We start from the raw sequence: 15,232 nt of genomic DNA, 5'->3' as shown, positions 1-15,232 counted from the left end.
CAAGCCCCCACGCTCCGCCGCTTCGCCCCGTTCGGGCCGGCCGCGCGCGTTGTGGACAATGCCGGGTCGCCGCGAACCCGTTCCACCCTCCGCACGAGATGAGCCCGTCCCTCCAAGACCCCCGCGCCCTGCTGCGCCACCTGTACGACGCGGCCGTGCGCCGCGCGCTGCCCCTGCACAACACCTCCGCCTTCCTGCCACCACCGCCCAAGGGCCGCACGGTGGTCATCGGCGCGGGCAAGGCCGGTGGCGCCATGGCCCAGGCCGTGGAGGCGCTGTGGCCGGCCGAGGCCCCGCTCTCGGGCCTGGTGGTCACGCGCTACCACCACACCCCGCCGCGCCCCTCGGGCCTGCGCGAACGCATCGAGGTGGTGGAGGCCTCCCACCCCGTGCCCGACGCGGCCGGCCTCGCGGCCGCGCAGCGCATCCTTCAGCTCGTGCAGGGCCTCACGGCCGACGACCTCGTGCTGTGCCTCATCTCCGGCGGCGGCTCGGCCCTGCTCACGCTGCCCTGCGACGGCCTCACGCTGGAAGACAAGCAGCGCATCAACCGCGAGCTGCTGAACAGCGGCGCGCACATCGGCGAGATGAACACCGTGCGCAAACACCTCTCGCGCATCAAGGGCGGGCGCTTGGCCGCGGCCTGCGCGCCCGCGCAGGTGGTCACGCTCACCATCAGCGACGTGCCCGGCGACGATGTGAGCGTCATCGCCAGCGGACCCACCGTGGCCGACGCCAGCACCTGCGCCGACGCGCTCGCCATCCTGGACCGCTACCGCATCGCCGTGCCGGTGCCCGTGCGCGCCGCGCTCGAATCCGGTGAGCTGGAAACGCCCAAACCCGGCGATCCGCGCCTGGCCGGCCACGACACGCGCCTCATCGCCACGCCGCAGCAGAGCCTGGAGGCCGCGGCCGAGGCCGCGCGCGCGCTGGGCCTCACGGCGCACATCCTCAGCGACGAGATCGAGGGCGAGTCGCGCGAGGTCGGCAAGGTGCACGCCGCGCTGGCGCGCTCGGTCGCGCTGGGCCGCAGTACTTTTCAAGCACCCTGCGTGCTGCTGAGTGGCGGCGAGACCACGGTGACCGTGCGCCCTCGCGCCGAAGACCAGCCGCGCGGGCGCGGCGGCCGGGCGGGCGAGTTCTGCCTGGGCCTGGCTCAGGCCCTGGGCGGGCAGGCGAACGTCTGGGCCATTGCGGCCGACACCGACGGCATCGATGGCATCGAAGACAACGCGGGCGCGCTGGTGGCGCCCGACACCCTGGCCCGCGCGGCGGCGAAGGGCCTGAAGGTGAGCCAGCACCTGGAGCGCAACGACGCCTACGGCTTCTTCGAGCCCCTGGGAGATCTGGTGATCACCGGGCCCACGCACACCAACGTGAACGACTTTCGGGCGTTGCTGGTGGTGACGTCAGAGCGAAGTGTCGATCACTGATCTGCGCCTGCAGACGTCGTGATCAGCGCCTTGCCCGCGACCAGCATCTCTTGCAGGATGGCCTGCAGCGCATCCGCATCGGCCTTGGTGATCGGCGGCAAGGGCGCCCGGTAGGTCACCCGATTGCGGACATCGTGCAACCTGCCGAGAACGCTCTGCCTGGATACATCGAGTTGAAGGTCGACTGCCACCCGCCGGATGGCGGTCGCCCGATGACCGCCCGTATCGGCCGGCCGTACGCCGTAAAACTCGAGCACCGCCATCACGACGCTGAACATGCCCTCGTACGCGAGGAAGAACCGGGCAGAGTCCGGCATGGGAAGCTTCGCGGCAGCGATCATGTCGTCGGCCGTCCGCAGAAACTGCGTGATGGAATCCTTGCTCGAGGCCGCCTCCTTGAAGTTGCCGATCTTCAGGAGGTTGTCGTACTCAGGCGGCCTCGGCACGGATGGCCTCCATCAACTCAAGGCGCGGGCCCCGCTTGATGACGGCGAGCACCGGGTCGTGCAGGGCCCACTCCTGCGCGGAATAGACGTTCACGTGGATGGCGCGCCCCAGTTCGGCCTGCACGGCGTCCAGCAGCGGAGACACCGCGAACAGGTCCACGTCGCCCACGAGGGCCAGGTCAATGTCGCTTTCGCTGGTGTCGTTGCCCGAGGCCACCGAGCCGAAGACGAAGGCCTCCGTCAACCGGTGCGCGATCGGGGCAAGCGCCTTCGCCAAAGGCTCGACCAGTCCCAGCGTCTTGAGCACCATGCGCCGCAGTTCGGGGTACAGCAGGAACTGCGGGTTGGCGGACAACCTGCGTTGATTGCCGACTTTGCGTTCGCGCAGCAAGCCCGCTTCCACCCAGCGTTTGAGCACCGTGCTGCCGGCGCTGCGGCTGTTGCCCATGCGACTGAGCAGTTCAAGGGTTCCGAAGTCCTGGTCTGGGTGGAGCAGGACCGTGCTCATGAGCCGCTGCTCGGGTGGGGACAGGAGGACGTCAAGGGGGTGCATCGAAATATTCCTTAAACAGGAACAAATGTACCTGTTTAAGGAATGTTCAGGATGCGCGACCCTTGTTCAGCCGCTATTTGTTCTTCATCTTGCCCTTGGGCAAGACAGACGTCATGGGCGCCACGGGGCGGGTGGACGTGGACGGCGCCGAGTCCAGCGGCGGGCTGTTGTCCTTCTTCGGCTTCTTCACCATCTTGTTGCTGCGTTGTTCGCCTTTGGGCATGGTGGGCTCCTCAATGAAGTGCGCAATGTAGCTCAACGGTGCCCGCTCAAGCGGGCACCAGCTCCGGTGCCGCGGCCAGGTATTCGGTGGCGCGCCGCTTGGCGCGGATGTCGTCGTACACCCGCTGCGCCTGCGCCGCCGTCATGCCCAGCGCGGTGCCCAATTCGGCCGCCGTGTGCCCGTGTTCCAACGCCCACAGCGCCAGGTCCATCTGCGCGTAGGGCAGGGCGAAATAGAACTCGTCCTGGCCCTGCGGCAGGGTGTAGGTGTCGGTGGTGGGCACCGCACTGCAAATCGCCTCCGGCAGGCCCAGGTGGCGCGCCATGGCGTAGACCTGCGTTTTGTAGAGGTGGGCGATGGGCTTGAGGTCGGCCGAGCCGTCGCCGTTCTTCACGAAGAAGCCCTGGTCGTACTCCAGCCGGTTGGGCGTGCCCACCACGGCGTAGTTCAGGCGGTCGGCGTGGTAGTAGTCCATGGTCTTGCGCACGCGCTGCTTGAAGTTGGTGGCCGCCACGATCTGCAGGTACTCGCGCAGGGGCAGGCGCACGCTCTGCTGCTCGCCCTCTGGCGACTGCACCACGAGCTTGAAGTAGTTGATGCCGCCCTCGACGCCACCGGCTATGACGATCTTGTTCTTCCAGCCCTCGCCATAGGCTGGCACCACACGGCGGATGGCCTCGTCGCGCTGCGCGTAGCAGCCCAGTGCCTCCAGCGCGGGCGCGATGTCGTGCACCTGGTACTCGATGCCCAGGTGCTCGGCCAGTTGGCGGCCGCGTTCGGTGCTGAAGCCGCTGGAATCGCGCTCGGGCAGCAGCAGGCCGAAGACCTTCTTCGCGCCGATGGCGCGCACGCTCAAAGCGGCGCAGACGGAGCTGTCGATGCCGCCGCTGATGGCCACCACCAGGCCGCGGCGGCGCAGCTTCTGCGTCAGCACGCGCGGGATCCAGGCGCTGATGCGCGCGAGCTCGGCCGCGCAGTCGAGTTCGAGGCTCTGAGGCCCCAGCGGCGCGGCGCTCATCAGGCGGTCTCGCGCTTGCGTTGAACAAAAGCCTCGATCGCGTTCAGCGAGTCGAGGTTCTCCGGCACCATCTCGTCGTCACCGATCTTGATACCGTAGGTTTCTTCCAGGTGCGCCACGAGTTCGAGAAAGCCGGTGGAGTCGAGCACCTGGTGCTCCAGGAAGGACTCCTCGTCGCCGGGCGAGACGGCGCCGGCGCCCAGCAGCAGGTTCTCCTCGATGTAGTGCCGGACCTCGGCTTTGATGGTGCTCATGGTGGTGTGCTCGTTGAAATGAAAAAAGGAAACGGGTTCAGGCCAGGTCGCGCCGGCGCAGCTTGCCGGACTCGGTCTGGGGCAGTTGGTCGACGAAGACCACGGCCTTGGGCACCATCCAGCTCTCCAGCCGGGCCTGGCAGTGGCGGATGACCTCGCGCTCGGCCAACGTGGCGCCGGGCTTGAGCCGCACGTGCGCCTTCACGGCCAGGCCCAGGCGCTCGTCGGGCATGGGGGCGACGGCGGCCTCGAGCACGCCGGGCAGCTCGCAGATGGCGTGCTCCACCTCCAGCGGGTAGACCTTCTCGCCGCGCGACTTGAACATGTCGTCGGTGCGGCCCACGCAGTAGAGCCAGCCGTGCTCGTCGCGGCGGAAGACGTCGCCGGTGCGCAGGGTGTGTTCGCCGGGGCGCGGGCCGGGGCTGATGCGCGTGGCCACGCCCGGCGCGGCGTTCCAGTAGCCGGCACTCACGTGCGCGCCGCTCACCACCAGCTCGCCGGTGGCGCAGCCCTGGTCGGGCAGGCGCTGGCCGTGCTCGTCGACCAGCCAGTGTTCCTGGAAGGGCAGGCCGCGTCCCACGCTCTCGGGGCGCGAGTCCACCTCCTCGTGCGGCAGGTAACTCGCGCGCTTGCACTCGGTCAGGCCGTACATGAGCAGCAGCTGCGCCTGCGGCAGCCGCGCGCGCAACAAGGCGGTGTGCGCGGCGGGCAGGGCGGCGGCGGCGTTGGTGATCAGGCGCAGCGCCGACAGGTCGTGAGCCGACAGGTCCAGCGCGAGCAGGCTGGCCCAGAGCATGGGCACGCCGGGGAACACCGTGACGCGCTCGGACGCGAGGCGTTGCACCAGCTTCGCGGGGAAGGCCGCGGTGTTCTCCAGCACCAGCGTGGCGCCGATGCCCAGGCCCATGACCACGTGGTACAGGCCGTAGCTGAAGCTGGGCGGCAGGGCCAGGCCGATCACGTCCTGCGGCCGCAGTTGCAGGTAGGCCTGCACCGAGCGCCAGGCCGCGAGCATGTTGGCGTGGCTCAGCATCACGCCCTTGGGCTGGCCGGTGGTGCCGGAGGTGTAGATGAGGGTGGCGAGGTCGCCGGCGCTGGTGGGGCCGGGCAGGTCGGTGGCGTGGTTCGATGGCGACGGCCACGCGAGGGCGGGCGAGGGCGCTTCGCCGCGCACCCACACGCAAAGCGAGGCGCCGTGAGAGGCCGCGCCCCACACGCTCGACAGCGTGGCTTGTGTGAGCAGCGCGCGCGCACCCGTGTCGTTCAGCACGTGCGTGAGCTTGGCAGCCTTCGTCTGCGGACCCAGCGGCACCGCCACCGCGCCCAGGTGCCACACCGCGTGCAGGGCGGCGACGTAGTCCACGCTGCTGTCGAGCAGCAGCACGACGCGGTCGCCGCGTGTGATGCCGGCGTCGTGCATCGCCACCGCAATGCCGTGGACCTGCGCGATCAGTTCGCCATAGCTCACGCGCCGCTCGCCCACGACCACGGCCGTCTTGCCCGGCTGCTCGCGGCAGCGTGCCTCGAAGGCGCTGTGGATGAAGGGGCCCGCGCGATCCGCCGCCGGGCCGCCCCAAGGCGGATCAGCCCCCTCGGGGGGCAGCGACCCGCGCAGCGGCGCAGCGTGGAGGTCCATGCTCACGCCATCTCCAACGTGGGCGCTTCGGCGCGCACGAACTGCCGGTGCAGCAGCATGGTGGACAGCACGCCCACGAAGGCCATGTTGTCGGCGAAGCCGATGGCGCGGCCGGCCGCGCACTTGGCCGTGAGGCGCGCCACGGCGGGCGCATCGAACAGGTCCGACTCGCGCAGGCTGCCTTCGCTCAGCAGTGCGCCCACCCAGGGCAGGGGCCGGCCGTCCTCGAAGAAGCTGGCGCAGTCGGGCGAACGATAGGGCTGCTTGGTGCGTTGACCGATCTCGGGCGGCAACTCGCGCGCGAAGGCGCGGCGCAGCAGCAGCTTCTCGCGCAGGCCGCGCATCTTCAGGCGCGGCGGCAGCGCGGCGGCGAAGGCGATCACGCGCGGGTCGAGGAAGGGGTAGCGCCCTTCGATGGAGGCGGCCATGGCCATGCGGTCGCCCTGCGCGGCGAGCAGGTAACCGCTCATGAGCGTGTGCGCTTCGGTGTACTGGTCGCGCGCCATGGGCTGCCAATGCGCGAAGGCCTCGGGCACGCGCTCGCGCCACTGCGCGGCCGGGTCCTGCGCGGCCAGGGCGCGCTGCCACTCGGGTGTGAAGAAGGCCCAGGCGCGGCGCGTGCTGGCCAGGCGCGTCTGGTGCGCGTAGCTGGCGTCGCCGTCGGGCACGCGGCTGTCGGTGAAGAAGCGCTGCGCGAGCGCGTTGTGCGTGCCACCGGGCGCGCGCGCCATCCACGGGTAGAGCCGCTCCACCGCGCGCGCGCGCCGGGCCGAGCCGGGCAACTGCGCGACGAAGCGGCGGATCTTCGCTTCCTTGAACAGGTCGTAGCCGCCGAAGACCTCGTCCGCGCCTTCGCCGGTGAGCACCACTTTGTAGCCGGCGGCACGCACGCTGTCGGCCAGGCGCAGCATGGGCGCGGGGGCGGTGCGCACCAGCGGCGTTTCGGCGTGCCACACGGTGCGCGCGAAGGCGGCGGCGATGTCGCCCCGGCCGCAGCCGACGGCGGAGTGTTGCGTGTCCAGGTGCCGCACCATCAGGCGCTGGTGCTCGCTCTCGTCGTACTCGGCCTCGTCGAAGGTGAGCGAGAAGCTGCGCAGCGGTGTGTCGGTGTGGCGGCGGATGACGGTGGTGAGGATGGACGAGTCCAGCCCGCCGCTGAGGTAGGCGCCCACGGGCACGTCGGCGCGCAGCTGCAGGCGCACGGCGTCCACCAGCAGGGCGTGCAGCTCGTCGGCCAGCGCGTCCTCGTCCACGGGGGCGAAGGGGTCGGTGTCGGGGAAGCTCCAGTCCCACCAGCGCGTGAGCGTCTCGCCGCGCGCGTCCACCGCCAGGCAATGGCCCGGTGGCAGGCAGTGGATGCCGTCGAAGGCGGTGCGCGGTGCCAGCGGCGCCCACCAGCCCAGGCTGGCGGCCAGTCCGGCGGGGTCGAGCGCGCGCGGCACCTCGGGCAGGGCGAACAGGGCCTTGGCCTCGGAGGCGAAGGCCAGGCGATCGCCCAGCCGCGTCCAGAACAGCGGGCGGATGCCCACGCCGTCGCGCGCCAACAGCAGGCGCTGGCGCTGCGCGTCCCACAGGCCAATGGCGAACTGGCCGTTGAGGCGCGAGAGGAATTCATCGCCCCAGGCCCGGTAGGCCTGCAGCAGCACCTCGGTGTCGGAGTCGGTGCGGAAGTGGTGGCCCAGCGCGCGCAGCTCGGCGCGCAACTCGATGTAGTTGAAGATCTCGCCGTTGAAGACGAGCTGCACGCGGCCGTCGGCACTGGCCATGGGCTGCGCTCCGCCTTGCAGGTCGATGATCGCCAGGCGCGTGTGCGCGAGTCCGATCGGGCCATCGACCCACACGCCCTGGCCATCGGGGCCGCGGTGGTGCAGGGCGCGCGCCATGGCCGCCAGCTCATTGCGCGCAGGCGGCCGTTGAGGGCTGAAGAGGCCGGCGATGCCGCACATGGTCAGACGTTGTGCGAGGTAGAGCGGTCAGAAGCCATCGGCGTCGTCGTGCAGGTCGGTCAGGGCCCAGGGCGCGTGGGCCAGCCGCGCGGCGAGCTCGGCGTCGCGCGACTGCACGCCGCAGGGGCGGCCTTCGTCGTCGCTGGAAGGCAGGAAGCCGGCGCGCGCGGCCACGCGTTGCGAGGCCGTGTCCTGCAGCAGCAGGCGCACGCAGGAACAGCCTTGCGCGGCGGCTTCGCGCAAGGCCTCGTGCAGCAGCACGAGCAGGGCCTCGTCGCCGTCGTGGCGCCAGTCGATCAGGTGAAGCTCGGGCCGGCCCAGGTCGTCGGCCTCCACGGCCCAGGCGATGAGCCCGGCCACGGTGTCGCCGCGCCGCGCCACGCGCAGCGCCAATGGCCGGCGGGGGTTGTCGAGCAGGCGCCGCTGCAGGTAGGCGCCATGGTGCCGCAGGTGCACGCCGGCGGCCCCGCGCGACACCGGGGCGGTGAGCGCGGGGTCCAGGCGCGTGGCGCTCTCGACCGTGAAGCCACGCGGCCGGCCCCAGCGCAGCGCCAGGCGCCGCAGCGACAGGCCGGCGTTGGCCACGCGCGTGACCAGGGGCGTGCCCGCCAGGGTGGGCCAGCGGCGGCGCACGAAGGGGCCCAGGTCCAGCGGGTGGGTGAAGGTCAGGCGCGGGGCCAGCGGCTCGAACAGGCGGCGCACGATGCCGGCCGAATTCTGGTTGGCGCCCACCGCCAGGGTGAAAGGGTGGCGCGCGAGCATGGCCTGGTTGAGCCAGATGCCCAGGCCCGACTCCTGCGCCTCGGGCCGCACCATCAGGTCCATCACCTGCGCACCGGTGAGGGATTGGCCGTCCACGTCGACGGGCAGGTCTTCCACGCCGATGGTGGCGAGTACCCGGCCGTGCGCACGCACGCACCACAACTCGCCGAAGCCCGCGCCCTCGCGTCCCAGGCGGTAGCGCCAACGCAGGTAGGCGTCGTCGTCCCACTCATGGCCGGGCAGCAGGTGCTCGCGGCGCAGGGCGAGCACGTCGGGCAGGTCGTCCACGGTGGCCGGGCACAGGCCCTCGCGCAGCGTGGGCTCGTCCAGCCCCAGGCTGCGCGCCACCAGGCGGCCAAGCTTGTCGTGCGCCGGCAGGCGCGGCGTCGATGCCACGGGGCGGGTGGCCTCACTCACCCTCACGCAGCACCCCGTGCGCGCGCAGGAAGTCCAGCACGTGGCCGATGCGCGTCATCTCGCGCGAGACCTCGGCCGTGAGTTCGAGGCCGAAGCGTTCGTCGAGCTCGGCAATGAGCATCAGCGCGCCCATGGAGTCCCAGTCCTCGATGGACTCGCGCTCCACGTCGGCGTGCAGGCTGTCGGCCGGCACGTTGAAGCATTCGGCCAGCAGGGCCAGGGCCTCGGTCTGGGTGATGGTGGGGCGGGTGCTGGTGTCCATGTTCGTCGGCTCGAAAACGTTCACAGGCCTTCACCGTCGTCGTGCAGCAGGACGGTGCGATCGTCCACCGGTACCAGGGCCGCGCCCCAGGACAGGCCCACGCCGTAGCCCAGCAGCATCCACAGCCGGCGCTGGCCGGATGGCGGTGCCGAGAGGCGGCGCGTCATGGCCACCGCCACCGATGGGCCGCCGCAGTTGCCGCTGTCCTCGATGGAGAAGGGCACGCGGTCCTCCGGCAGGCCGCTCTTCTTCATCAGGTGCTTCATGATGAATCGATTGGACTGATGGAAGACAAAGGCGTCCACGTCGGCCACGGCCTTGCCGGCGAAGGCCAGGGTGTCGGCGATGAGCGCGGGCACGCGCTTGATGGTGAAGTTGAAGATGGCCGCACCGTCCATTTCGAGGAAGCGGTGGCGCGGGTTGGCGGGTTCGCGGTCGCGGAAGGCGCCGCCGCGAAGAATCAATCCCTCGGCGCCGCTGCCGTCGGAGTGCAGCACAAAGTGGCCGCCAGCAGAGGGGTCGTCGTCGAGTTCGAGCGCGGTGGCCGAGCCGGCGTCGCTGAACAGCAGCACGGTGGCCTGGTCCTCGGGGCTGACGAAGCGGCTGGGCGTTTCTCCGTGCAGCATCAGCACGCGCCGGTGGCCGCCGCCGCGCAGCATCGCCGCAGCGATGTACAGGCCATACGGGTAGCCCGAGCAGCCCAGGCCCACGTCGAACGCGGCGCAGGTGTCGGGCAGGCCCAGGCGCTGCTGCAGCAGACAACTGGTGGAGGGCAGGAAGTGGTCGGGCGTCTGCGTGACGAAAATCAGCGCGCTCACCGTCTCGGGCGCCCAGCCCAGCCGCGCCATCAAACGCTCGGCAGCGCGGTGGCACAGGTCGGCCGAGGTGACATCGGGCGTCACCACGCGACGCTCGCGCACGCCGGCCATGGCCACCACCTTGCGCACGTCCTCGGGCGCGAAGCCCAGGGCCGGGTCGAGGTTGTCCACCACCAATGGCGGCAAGCAAGTGCTCACGCCGGCGATGCGAAAGCCGCCGATGTTCGATTGGCTCAACCGGGGTCCCTTTTGAAGCTGGAAAACCAGGCAATCTCAGCGCGGGGCTGGACGTCTTTTTACCTATCCCCGGGCAGTATAAGTACGGGCCTATGGCGGCCTCAAGGCAGCGTGCCGGTCATAAGTCACGAAAGCCCGGGCCTTGCCCGGAACCTAACCCGATACGGGTAGGGGATGCCGACGACGGGCGGCCGAGCATCCCGCGATGGCACTCCATATACTGTTGTTTTGTACAGTATCGGAGGCCGTCATGCCCGACGTCCATATTCCCGTCGCGGCCCTCAAGGGCCGAGGCGTCTCCTTCCGCCAGCCCCACCGCTTCGAGTCCGCCGCGCGCGCCGCCTTCGACGACGGCTGGGGCACGCTGGACGAATCGCAGGCCGAGGAACACGCCGCGCCCGCCACCAGCGTCAGTTGGGAAGACGCCAGAAGCGCCATCACCACCAACGCCTCGCCCGACATCGGCTTCGTGCACGGCCTCAACCCCTACCGCGGGTGTGAACACGGCTGCGTGTACTGCTACGCGCGGCCCAGCCACAGCTACCTCAACCTCTCGCCAGGGCTCGATTTCGAGACGAAGCTCATCGCCAAGCGCGGCTTCGCCGAGGTGCTGGCGCGAGAGCTGCAGCGCCCGTCCTACGAGCCGAGCATGGTGGCCCTGGGCACGGTGACGGACGCCTACCAGCCGATCGAACGCGAGCTGCGCCTCACGCGCGCCGCGCTGGACGTGCTCTTTCGCGCCCGCCACCCGGTGGGCATCGTCACCAAAGGCAGCGGCGTCGAGCGCGACATCGACCTGCTCGCGCCCCTGGCGACCCTGGGCCTGGCGGCGGTCTACGTCACCATCACCACGCTGGACCCGAAGCTGGCGCGCACCCTGGAGCCGCGCGCGGCCGCACCGCACCGGCGGCTTCGCACCATCCGCACCCTGGCCGAGGCCGGCATTCCCGTGGGCGTGAGCGTCTCGCCGCAGATTCCTTTTCTGAACGAGGACATGGAGCAGGTGCTGGAGGCCGCGCGCGAGGCCGGCGCGCGCCGCGCCTTCTACCAGGTGATCCGCCTGCCCTGGGAACTCGCGCCCATCTTCCGCCAGTGGCTGCAGCAGCACTGCCCCGAGCGCGCGGGCCGCGTGATGGCGCGCATCCAGGACATGCGCGGCGGGCGCGACTACGACAGCGACTTCGCCACCCGCATGAAAGGCAGCGGCCCCTGGGCCGATCTGCTGCGCCAGCGCTTTCACAAGGCCTGCGCGCGGCTGGGTTATTCGCAGGAGCGCGAGCCGATGGACCTGTCGCGGTTCCAGCCGGGGGCGCTGTCGGCGCAGGGGGATTTGTTCTGATGGACGCCCACCGGCAGGGAATCTAGAATTCTGACCTTTCTAGTCAGAAGCGAGGTTCCCATGAGGGCATGGCAAATGCAGGACGCCAAGGCGCGCCTGTCCGAAGTGGTGAAGACGGCCCGCCAGCAAGGGCCGCAAGACATCAGCGTGCACGGCAAAACGGTGGCGGTTCTGGTGTCGAAGGAAGACTTCGACCGCATGAGCGGGCGGCATCTCAGCCTTCCGGCCTTCATCGCGGCGTCGCCGCTGGCCGAAGCGGCGGGTGAATTCGAACTCCCGCCGCGCTTGAAGGACACGCCGAAGACGGAGGACTGGTGAGTTATCTCATTGATACGAACGTACTGTCGGAACTGCGCAAGCGACAACCGGATGCGCGTGTGGTGGCCTGGATGGAAGCCCGTCCGCCGAGCACGCTGTACCTGAGCGTGCTCACACTGGGCGAGATCCGGAGAGGCGTGGAAGCCATGGCCGATTCGCGCAGGCGACTGGAACTCCTGGATTGGTTGGAGACGCAACTGCCGGCCTGGTTTGCCGGGCGCGTGCTGGGAATCGATGGCGAGACAGCGGATCGTTGGGGGCGGTTGCTCGCGAAGGCAGGCCGTCCGCTTCCGGGCATCGACAGCCTGCTGGCGGCCACGGCTCAGCGGCACGGTCTTCAACTCGTGACGCGCAATGTCGACGACTTCCGCGATGTCGATGTCTCTCTGATCAATCCCTGGGTGGAGTGATGAGTTGCGGCGCGAACTCATGCGCCGACCAGCGCAGCGGCAGAGCCCGTGGCCGCCAGAGGTGCGACACCACCCGCAGGCGCAACAGGCGCTCGGCGCCGGGCGTGGCATCCACTTCGGGGCCTTCCCACACGATGCTGGCCTCGGCCGCGAGCTGCAGCACGTCGCCGCTGCCCGGGTCCACGCACAGCAGCCCGGCCTGCGGGCGCGACAGCAGGTTGCCCAGGGTGTTGAAGAAGAAGTTGCCGCGGTAGTCGGGGATCGTGAGCACGCTCGCGCCCTTGGGCCCGTCCTCGTCGTGTACCCGCGCGAAGCCGGGCAGGCCGCCGCGGTGCGACACGTCCACGCCCTGGTTCGTCTCGTCCGTGCCGCTGCCCGCGCGCGGCGCGGCACTGGCGATGAAGACCGTGTCGGCGCTTGCGAGCAGGGCGCGCGCCGGCTCGATCAGGCGGGCGCCGTGACGCTGCGCCGGCAGCGGCGCTTGCGGCACCCACTCGGGCTCGCGCGCCTGGATGTACTGCGGGCAGTTGCCGAAGCTCTGGTCCACGCGCACGGTGAAGCCTTCAGCGCCGTCGCTCACCACGCGCCCGTTCATGCGGTTGCGCCGGCGCGTGTGCGGCTCCAGGCCCAGCAGGCCCAGCGGCGCCCCCACCGCGAGCGCGGAGGCCAGCGGGTCGTCGGCTGCGGGCCGCGCATTCACGCTCAGGTGGCGCTCGTCGGGCGTGTGCACAAAGCCCGGCGGCCCGGCCAGCAGCGAGGCCCAGGGCTGGCCCGCCGCGTCCAGGCTGCCGACCACCAGCGTGGGCAGCTTCTCGAACAGCTCGCGGTGCTGGTCGGGCATGTGGTCGCGCACCACGCGCGGGCCGATGGCGGTGAGCCGCTCCAGCGCGCCGGCACGCGCCTGCATCGCGCGTTCGCCCTCATGGAAAGTGGCGGTGTCGTGCATGGCATCGCTCCCCTCAGGCAGCCCGCGCGTTGGGCGCGTCGGGTGCGTTCGGCAACGGCGACCTCACCATGCCGACGAAGCCCGGCAGGGCCTCCACCCGTGCGATCCAGGCGCGCAGGCGCGGGTAGGCGTCCAGTGGCACACCGCCCTCTGGCGCGTGCGCGGTGTAGGTGTAGAGGGACACGTCGGCCAGCGTGGGGTGCGGCGCGGCCAGCCAGTCGCGCCCGTCCAGGTGCGCCTCCATGCGCTTGAAGAGTTCGTGCGCGACGAGGTGGCTGCGCTCGTCGTGCGGGCGCCCGAACAAGCGCGCCACGCGCGCCGCGCTGGGCCCGTGGGCCAGCGGGCCGGCGGCCACGCTGAACCAGCGCTGCACCTGCGCGCAGGCCAGCGGGTCGCGCGGCCACCACTGGCCGCTGGGGTCGTAGCGGCCGGCCAGGTAGACCAGGATGGCGTTGCTGTCGGGCAGCACCACGTCACCGTCCTCCAGCACCGGCACCTGGCCGAAGGGGTTCAGGCGCAGGAAGTCCGCCTCGCGGTGCGCGCCCTTGGGCAGGTCCACGTCCACGTTTTCATAGGGCAGGCCGAGCAGCGAGAGGAACAGCTCCACGCGGTGCGCGTGGCCGGAGAGCACGAAGCGGTGCAGGCGCAGCGGTCGGTCGGGTCGGGGGGCGGGGGTGTTCATGTGGGCTCCTGGCAAGACCCCTGGCAAGGGGCGGGTCAAAACTGGACGTCAGCTTAGGCATTGCGCCGCGCGAACAGAATCCCCGCCGAAGGCATTTCTGCCTTCCACTGAATGGAAGACCGCATGGACAAGCTCGAACACCTTCGTGTGCTGGTGGCGGTGGCCGAGGCCGGCAACCTGGCGGGCGCCGCGCGGCGCCTGGGTCATTCGCCGCCGGCCGTGTCGCGCGCCATGGACCAGCTCGAGGCGCGCATCGGCGCGCAACTGCTGGTGCGCACCACGCGCAGCGTGCGCTTCACCGAAGCGGGCGAGCGCTTCGTGGCCGACTGTCGCCGCCTGCTGGGCGAGCTGGACGAGGCCGAGTCGCTGGCAGGCGGCTCCTTTCGCGAACCGCAGGGCGTGCTGGGCGTCACCGCGTCGTCCATGTTCGGGCGGCGGCACGTGGCGCCGCTGGTGCTGGCCTTCATGGAACGGCACGCGCGTGTGCAGGTGCGCACCCTGTTTGTGGACCGCATCGTGCACCTGGTGGACGAGGGCTACGACGTGGCGGTGCGCATTGCCCACCTGCCCGACTCCGGCCTCACCGCCGTGCGCGTGGGCTCGGTGCGGCGCGTGATGGTGGCCGCGCCCGACTACCTGGCCGCGCGCGGCGAGCCGCGCACCGTGGCCGATCTCGCGGGCCACGTGGGCATCGGCTTCTCGCCCATGGGCGCCACGGCCACGCCCTGGACGCTGCACCCGCGCGGCGAGCGAGAGGCGGTGGCCATCGACACGCCGCTGGTGGCCAACACCGGTGAGATGGCCATCGCGGCGGCCGTCGCGGGGCGCGGGCTCACGCGCACGCTGTCCTACCAGGTGGCGGAGGAGGTGGCCGACGGCCGCTTGCGCGTGGTGATGGCCGACCACGAGCCGCCACCGATTCCCGTGCACCTGGTGTACCCGGCCGGGCGCAAGGCGGCGGCCAAGGTGCGGGTGTTCGTGGACCTGGCGGTGGAGCGGCTGCGCGCGCTGCCGGTGCTGGGCGGGGCTTGAAGCCCCCCGCCCTCAGCCCAGTTGTTCCAGCGCGTCGTCGGCCCAGTAGCGCACGGCGTTGTAGTAGCCCTCCCACACGCAGCCGTTGCAGCCGCGGCCGCAGCAGGTGGTGGGCTCGGGTGGCGGGGCGCGCAGGGCGGTGTCCAGGTCGATGCCTTGTCGCGTCGCCCGCCCGCGCAGATGCGCCACAAGCGCCTGCGCGCTGGCCAGGTCGGCAGGCATCAGGTCGGCCGCGCGGATGCGGCGGAAGCGCTTCTGCTCACGGCCCTCGAACACGCCGGTCTCGTTGAACATGGCCGAGGGCCGCACCCACAGGCCGAAGCCACCGTACAGCGCGCGGTACAGCACCAGAGGTTGCAGCGTCTCGCTGCAGCGCACGGTGTCGATCACCTCGTACCAGCCGCCCTTGTAGTGGCGGTACAGGCCGGGCGGGGGGGGGGGGGAGGGGGGGGGGTGGGGGGGGGGGCCGGGGGGGGGGGGGGGGGGGGGGGGGGGGGGGG

At 70.9% G+C, this 15,232-nt stretch carries 18 protein-coding genes and 1 pseudogene; 5 read left to right on the top strand and 14 right to left on the bottom strand.

The window, feature by feature from the left end; all coding sequences use genetic code 11:
• Nucleotides 1–98 precede the first annotated feature (98 nt).
• On the top strand, nt 99–1,433 hold the full coding sequence (locus tag BN948_RS21710) for a glycerate kinase type-2 family protein (RefSeq protein ID WP_009517852.1): 1,335 nt from the start codon (nt 99–101) through the stop codon (nt 1,431–1,433).
• On the opposite strand, the gene BN948_RS21705 is transcribed toward BN948_RS21710, so the two are convergent.
• From BN948_RS21705 to BN948_RS21660, 10 genes are all read right to left on the bottom strand, one after another.
• Nucleotides 1,427–1,879 (bottom strand): hypothetical protein, encoded by a 453-nt coding sequence (locus BN948_RS21705; protein WP_009517853.1) that lies wholly within the window; start codon nt 1,877–1,879, stop codon nt 1,427–1,429. The two genes, BN948_RS21710 and BN948_RS21705, sit on opposite strands and share 7 nt — an antisense overlap.
• Nucleotides 1,863–2,387, bottom strand: a complete 525-nt coding sequence (locus BN948_RS21700) for a nucleotidyltransferase domain-containing protein (RefSeq protein ID WP_158515825.1) — start codon at nt 2,385–2,387, stop codon at nt 1,863–1,865. The genes BN948_RS21705 and BN948_RS21700 overlap by 17 nt, the downstream gene beginning before the upstream one ends.
• Nucleotides 2,388–2,505: 118 nt before the next feature.
• Entirely contained in the window at nt 2,506–2,655 is a 150-nt protein-coding gene (locus BN948_RS27110; protein WP_009517855.1) for a hypothetical protein, read from the bottom strand.
• 46 nt (nt 2,656–2,701) lie between these two features.
• On the bottom strand, nt 2,702–3,673 hold the full coding sequence (gene nadE, locus BN948_RS21690) for an NAD(+) synthase (RefSeq protein WP_009517856.1): 972 nt from the start codon (nt 3,671–3,673) through the stop codon (nt 2,702–2,704).
• On the bottom strand, nt 3,673–3,927 hold the full coding sequence (locus BN948_RS21685) for an acyl carrier protein (protein WP_009517857.1): 255 nt from the start codon (nt 3,925–3,927) through the stop codon (nt 3,673–3,675). Before BN948_RS21685 ends, nadE begins: the two co-directional genes overlap by 1 nt.
• Nucleotides 3,928–3,964: 37 nt before the next feature.
• Nucleotides 3,965–5,563 carry a class I adenylate-forming enzyme family protein gene (locus tag BN948_RS21680; protein WP_009517858.1) on the bottom strand — a complete coding sequence of 533 codons (1,599 nt, stop codon included), beginning with the start codon at nt 5,561–5,563 and terminating at the stop codon, nt 3,965–3,967.
• Between the two features lie 2 nt (nt 5,564–5,565).
• Complete coding sequence (gene asnB, locus BN948_RS21675; RefSeq protein ID WP_035623778.1) at nt 5,566–7,509, bottom strand: asparagine synthase (glutamine-hydrolyzing); 1,944 nt, start codon at nt 7,507–7,509, stop codon at nt 5,566–5,568.
• Between the two features lie 27 nt (nt 7,510–7,536).
• Complete coding sequence (locus BN948_RS21670; protein ID WP_138819944.1) at nt 7,537–8,667, bottom strand: hypothetical protein; 1,131 nt, start codon at nt 8,665–8,667, stop codon at nt 7,537–7,539.
• A 13-nt stretch (nt 8,668–8,680) separates the two neighbouring features.
• Nucleotides 8,681–8,950, bottom strand: coding sequence for an acyl carrier protein (locus BN948_RS21665; RefSeq protein WP_009517861.1), 270 nt, complete (start codon nt 8,948–8,950; stop codon nt 8,681–8,683).
• A 20-nt stretch (nt 8,951–8,970) separates the two neighbouring features.
• Nucleotides 8,971–10,005, bottom strand: a complete 1,035-nt coding sequence (locus BN948_RS21660) for a 3-oxoacyl-ACP synthase III family protein (protein WP_009517862.1) — start codon at nt 10,003–10,005, stop codon at nt 8,971–8,973.
• A gap of 250 nt (nt 10,006–10,255) precedes the next feature.
• On the opposite strand from BN948_RS21660, the gene BN948_RS21655 reads away from it, so the two are divergent.
• The 3 genes from BN948_RS21655 to BN948_RS21645 are packed head-to-tail and all read left to right on the top strand — an operon-like array spanning nt 10,256 to nt 12,072.
• Nucleotides 10,256–11,344, top strand: coding sequence for a PA0069 family radical SAM protein (locus tag BN948_RS21655; RefSeq protein WP_009517863.1), 1,089 nt, complete (start codon nt 10,256–10,258; stop codon nt 11,342–11,344).
• 60 nt (nt 11,345–11,404) lie between these two features.
• A complete protein-coding gene (locus tag BN948_RS21650; protein WP_009517864.1) occupies nt 11,405–11,662 on the top strand; it encodes a type II toxin-antitoxin system Phd/YefM family antitoxin in 258 nt (85 codons plus the stop codon).
• Nucleotides 11,659–12,072 carry a type II toxin-antitoxin system VapC family toxin gene (locus BN948_RS21645; protein WP_009517865.1) on the top strand — a complete coding sequence of 138 codons (414 nt, stop codon included), beginning with the start codon at nt 11,659–11,661 and terminating at the stop codon, nt 12,070–12,072. The genes BN948_RS21650 and BN948_RS21645 overlap by 4 nt, the downstream gene beginning before the upstream one ends.
• Here BN948_RS21645 and BN948_RS21640 read toward each other — a convergent pair.
• Both BN948_RS21640 and BN948_RS21635 read right to left on the bottom strand, forming a co-directional pair.
• On the bottom strand, nt 12,053–13,018 hold the full coding sequence (locus tag BN948_RS21640) for a pyridoxamine 5'-phosphate oxidase family protein (protein ID WP_009517867.1): 966 nt from the start codon (nt 13,016–13,018) through the stop codon (nt 12,053–12,055). The genes BN948_RS21645 and BN948_RS21640 overlap by 20 nt on opposite strands.
• Before the next feature lie 13 nt (nt 13,019–13,031).
• The gene (locus BN948_RS21635; RefSeq protein WP_009517869.1) at nt 13,032–13,700 is read right to left on the bottom strand and encodes a glutathione S-transferase family protein; all 669 of its coding nucleotides are present in this window, start codon (nt 13,698–13,700) and stop codon (nt 13,032–13,034) included.
• Between the two features lie 123 nt (nt 13,701–13,823).
• Here BN948_RS21635 and BN948_RS21630 point away from each other — a divergent pair, with 123 nt between their 5' ends.
• Entirely contained in the window at nt 13,824–14,732 is a 909-nt protein-coding gene (locus BN948_RS21630) for a LysR family transcriptional regulator (RefSeq protein WP_009517870.1), read from the top strand.
• Nucleotides 14,733–14,744: 12 nt separating this feature from the next.
• On the opposite strand, the gene BN948_RS27370 is transcribed toward BN948_RS21630, so the two are convergent.
• Both BN948_RS27370 and BN948_RS27365 read right to left on the bottom strand, forming a co-directional pair.
• Nucleotides 14,745–14,954, bottom strand: coding sequence for an oxidoreductase-like domain-containing protein (locus BN948_RS27370; RefSeq protein WP_236953943.1), 210 nt, complete (start codon nt 14,952–14,954; stop codon nt 14,745–14,747).
• Nucleotides 14,955–14,972: 18 nt separating this feature from the next.
• Nucleotides 14,973–15,155, bottom strand: a pseudogene (locus BN948_RS27365) (DUF1653 domain-containing protein); the annotation flags it as partial.
• Nucleotides 15,156–15,232 lie beyond the last annotated feature (77 nt).

The organism is Hydrogenophaga intermedia, from assembly GCF_000723405.1.
GTDB classification, from domain to species: domain Bacteria; phylum Pseudomonadota; class Gammaproteobacteria; order Burkholderiales; family Burkholderiaceae_C; genus Hydrogenophaga; species Hydrogenophaga intermedia.
Note: the sequence above shows the minus strand (reverse complement) of the source record. Positions and strands in the feature narration are given on the sequence as shown.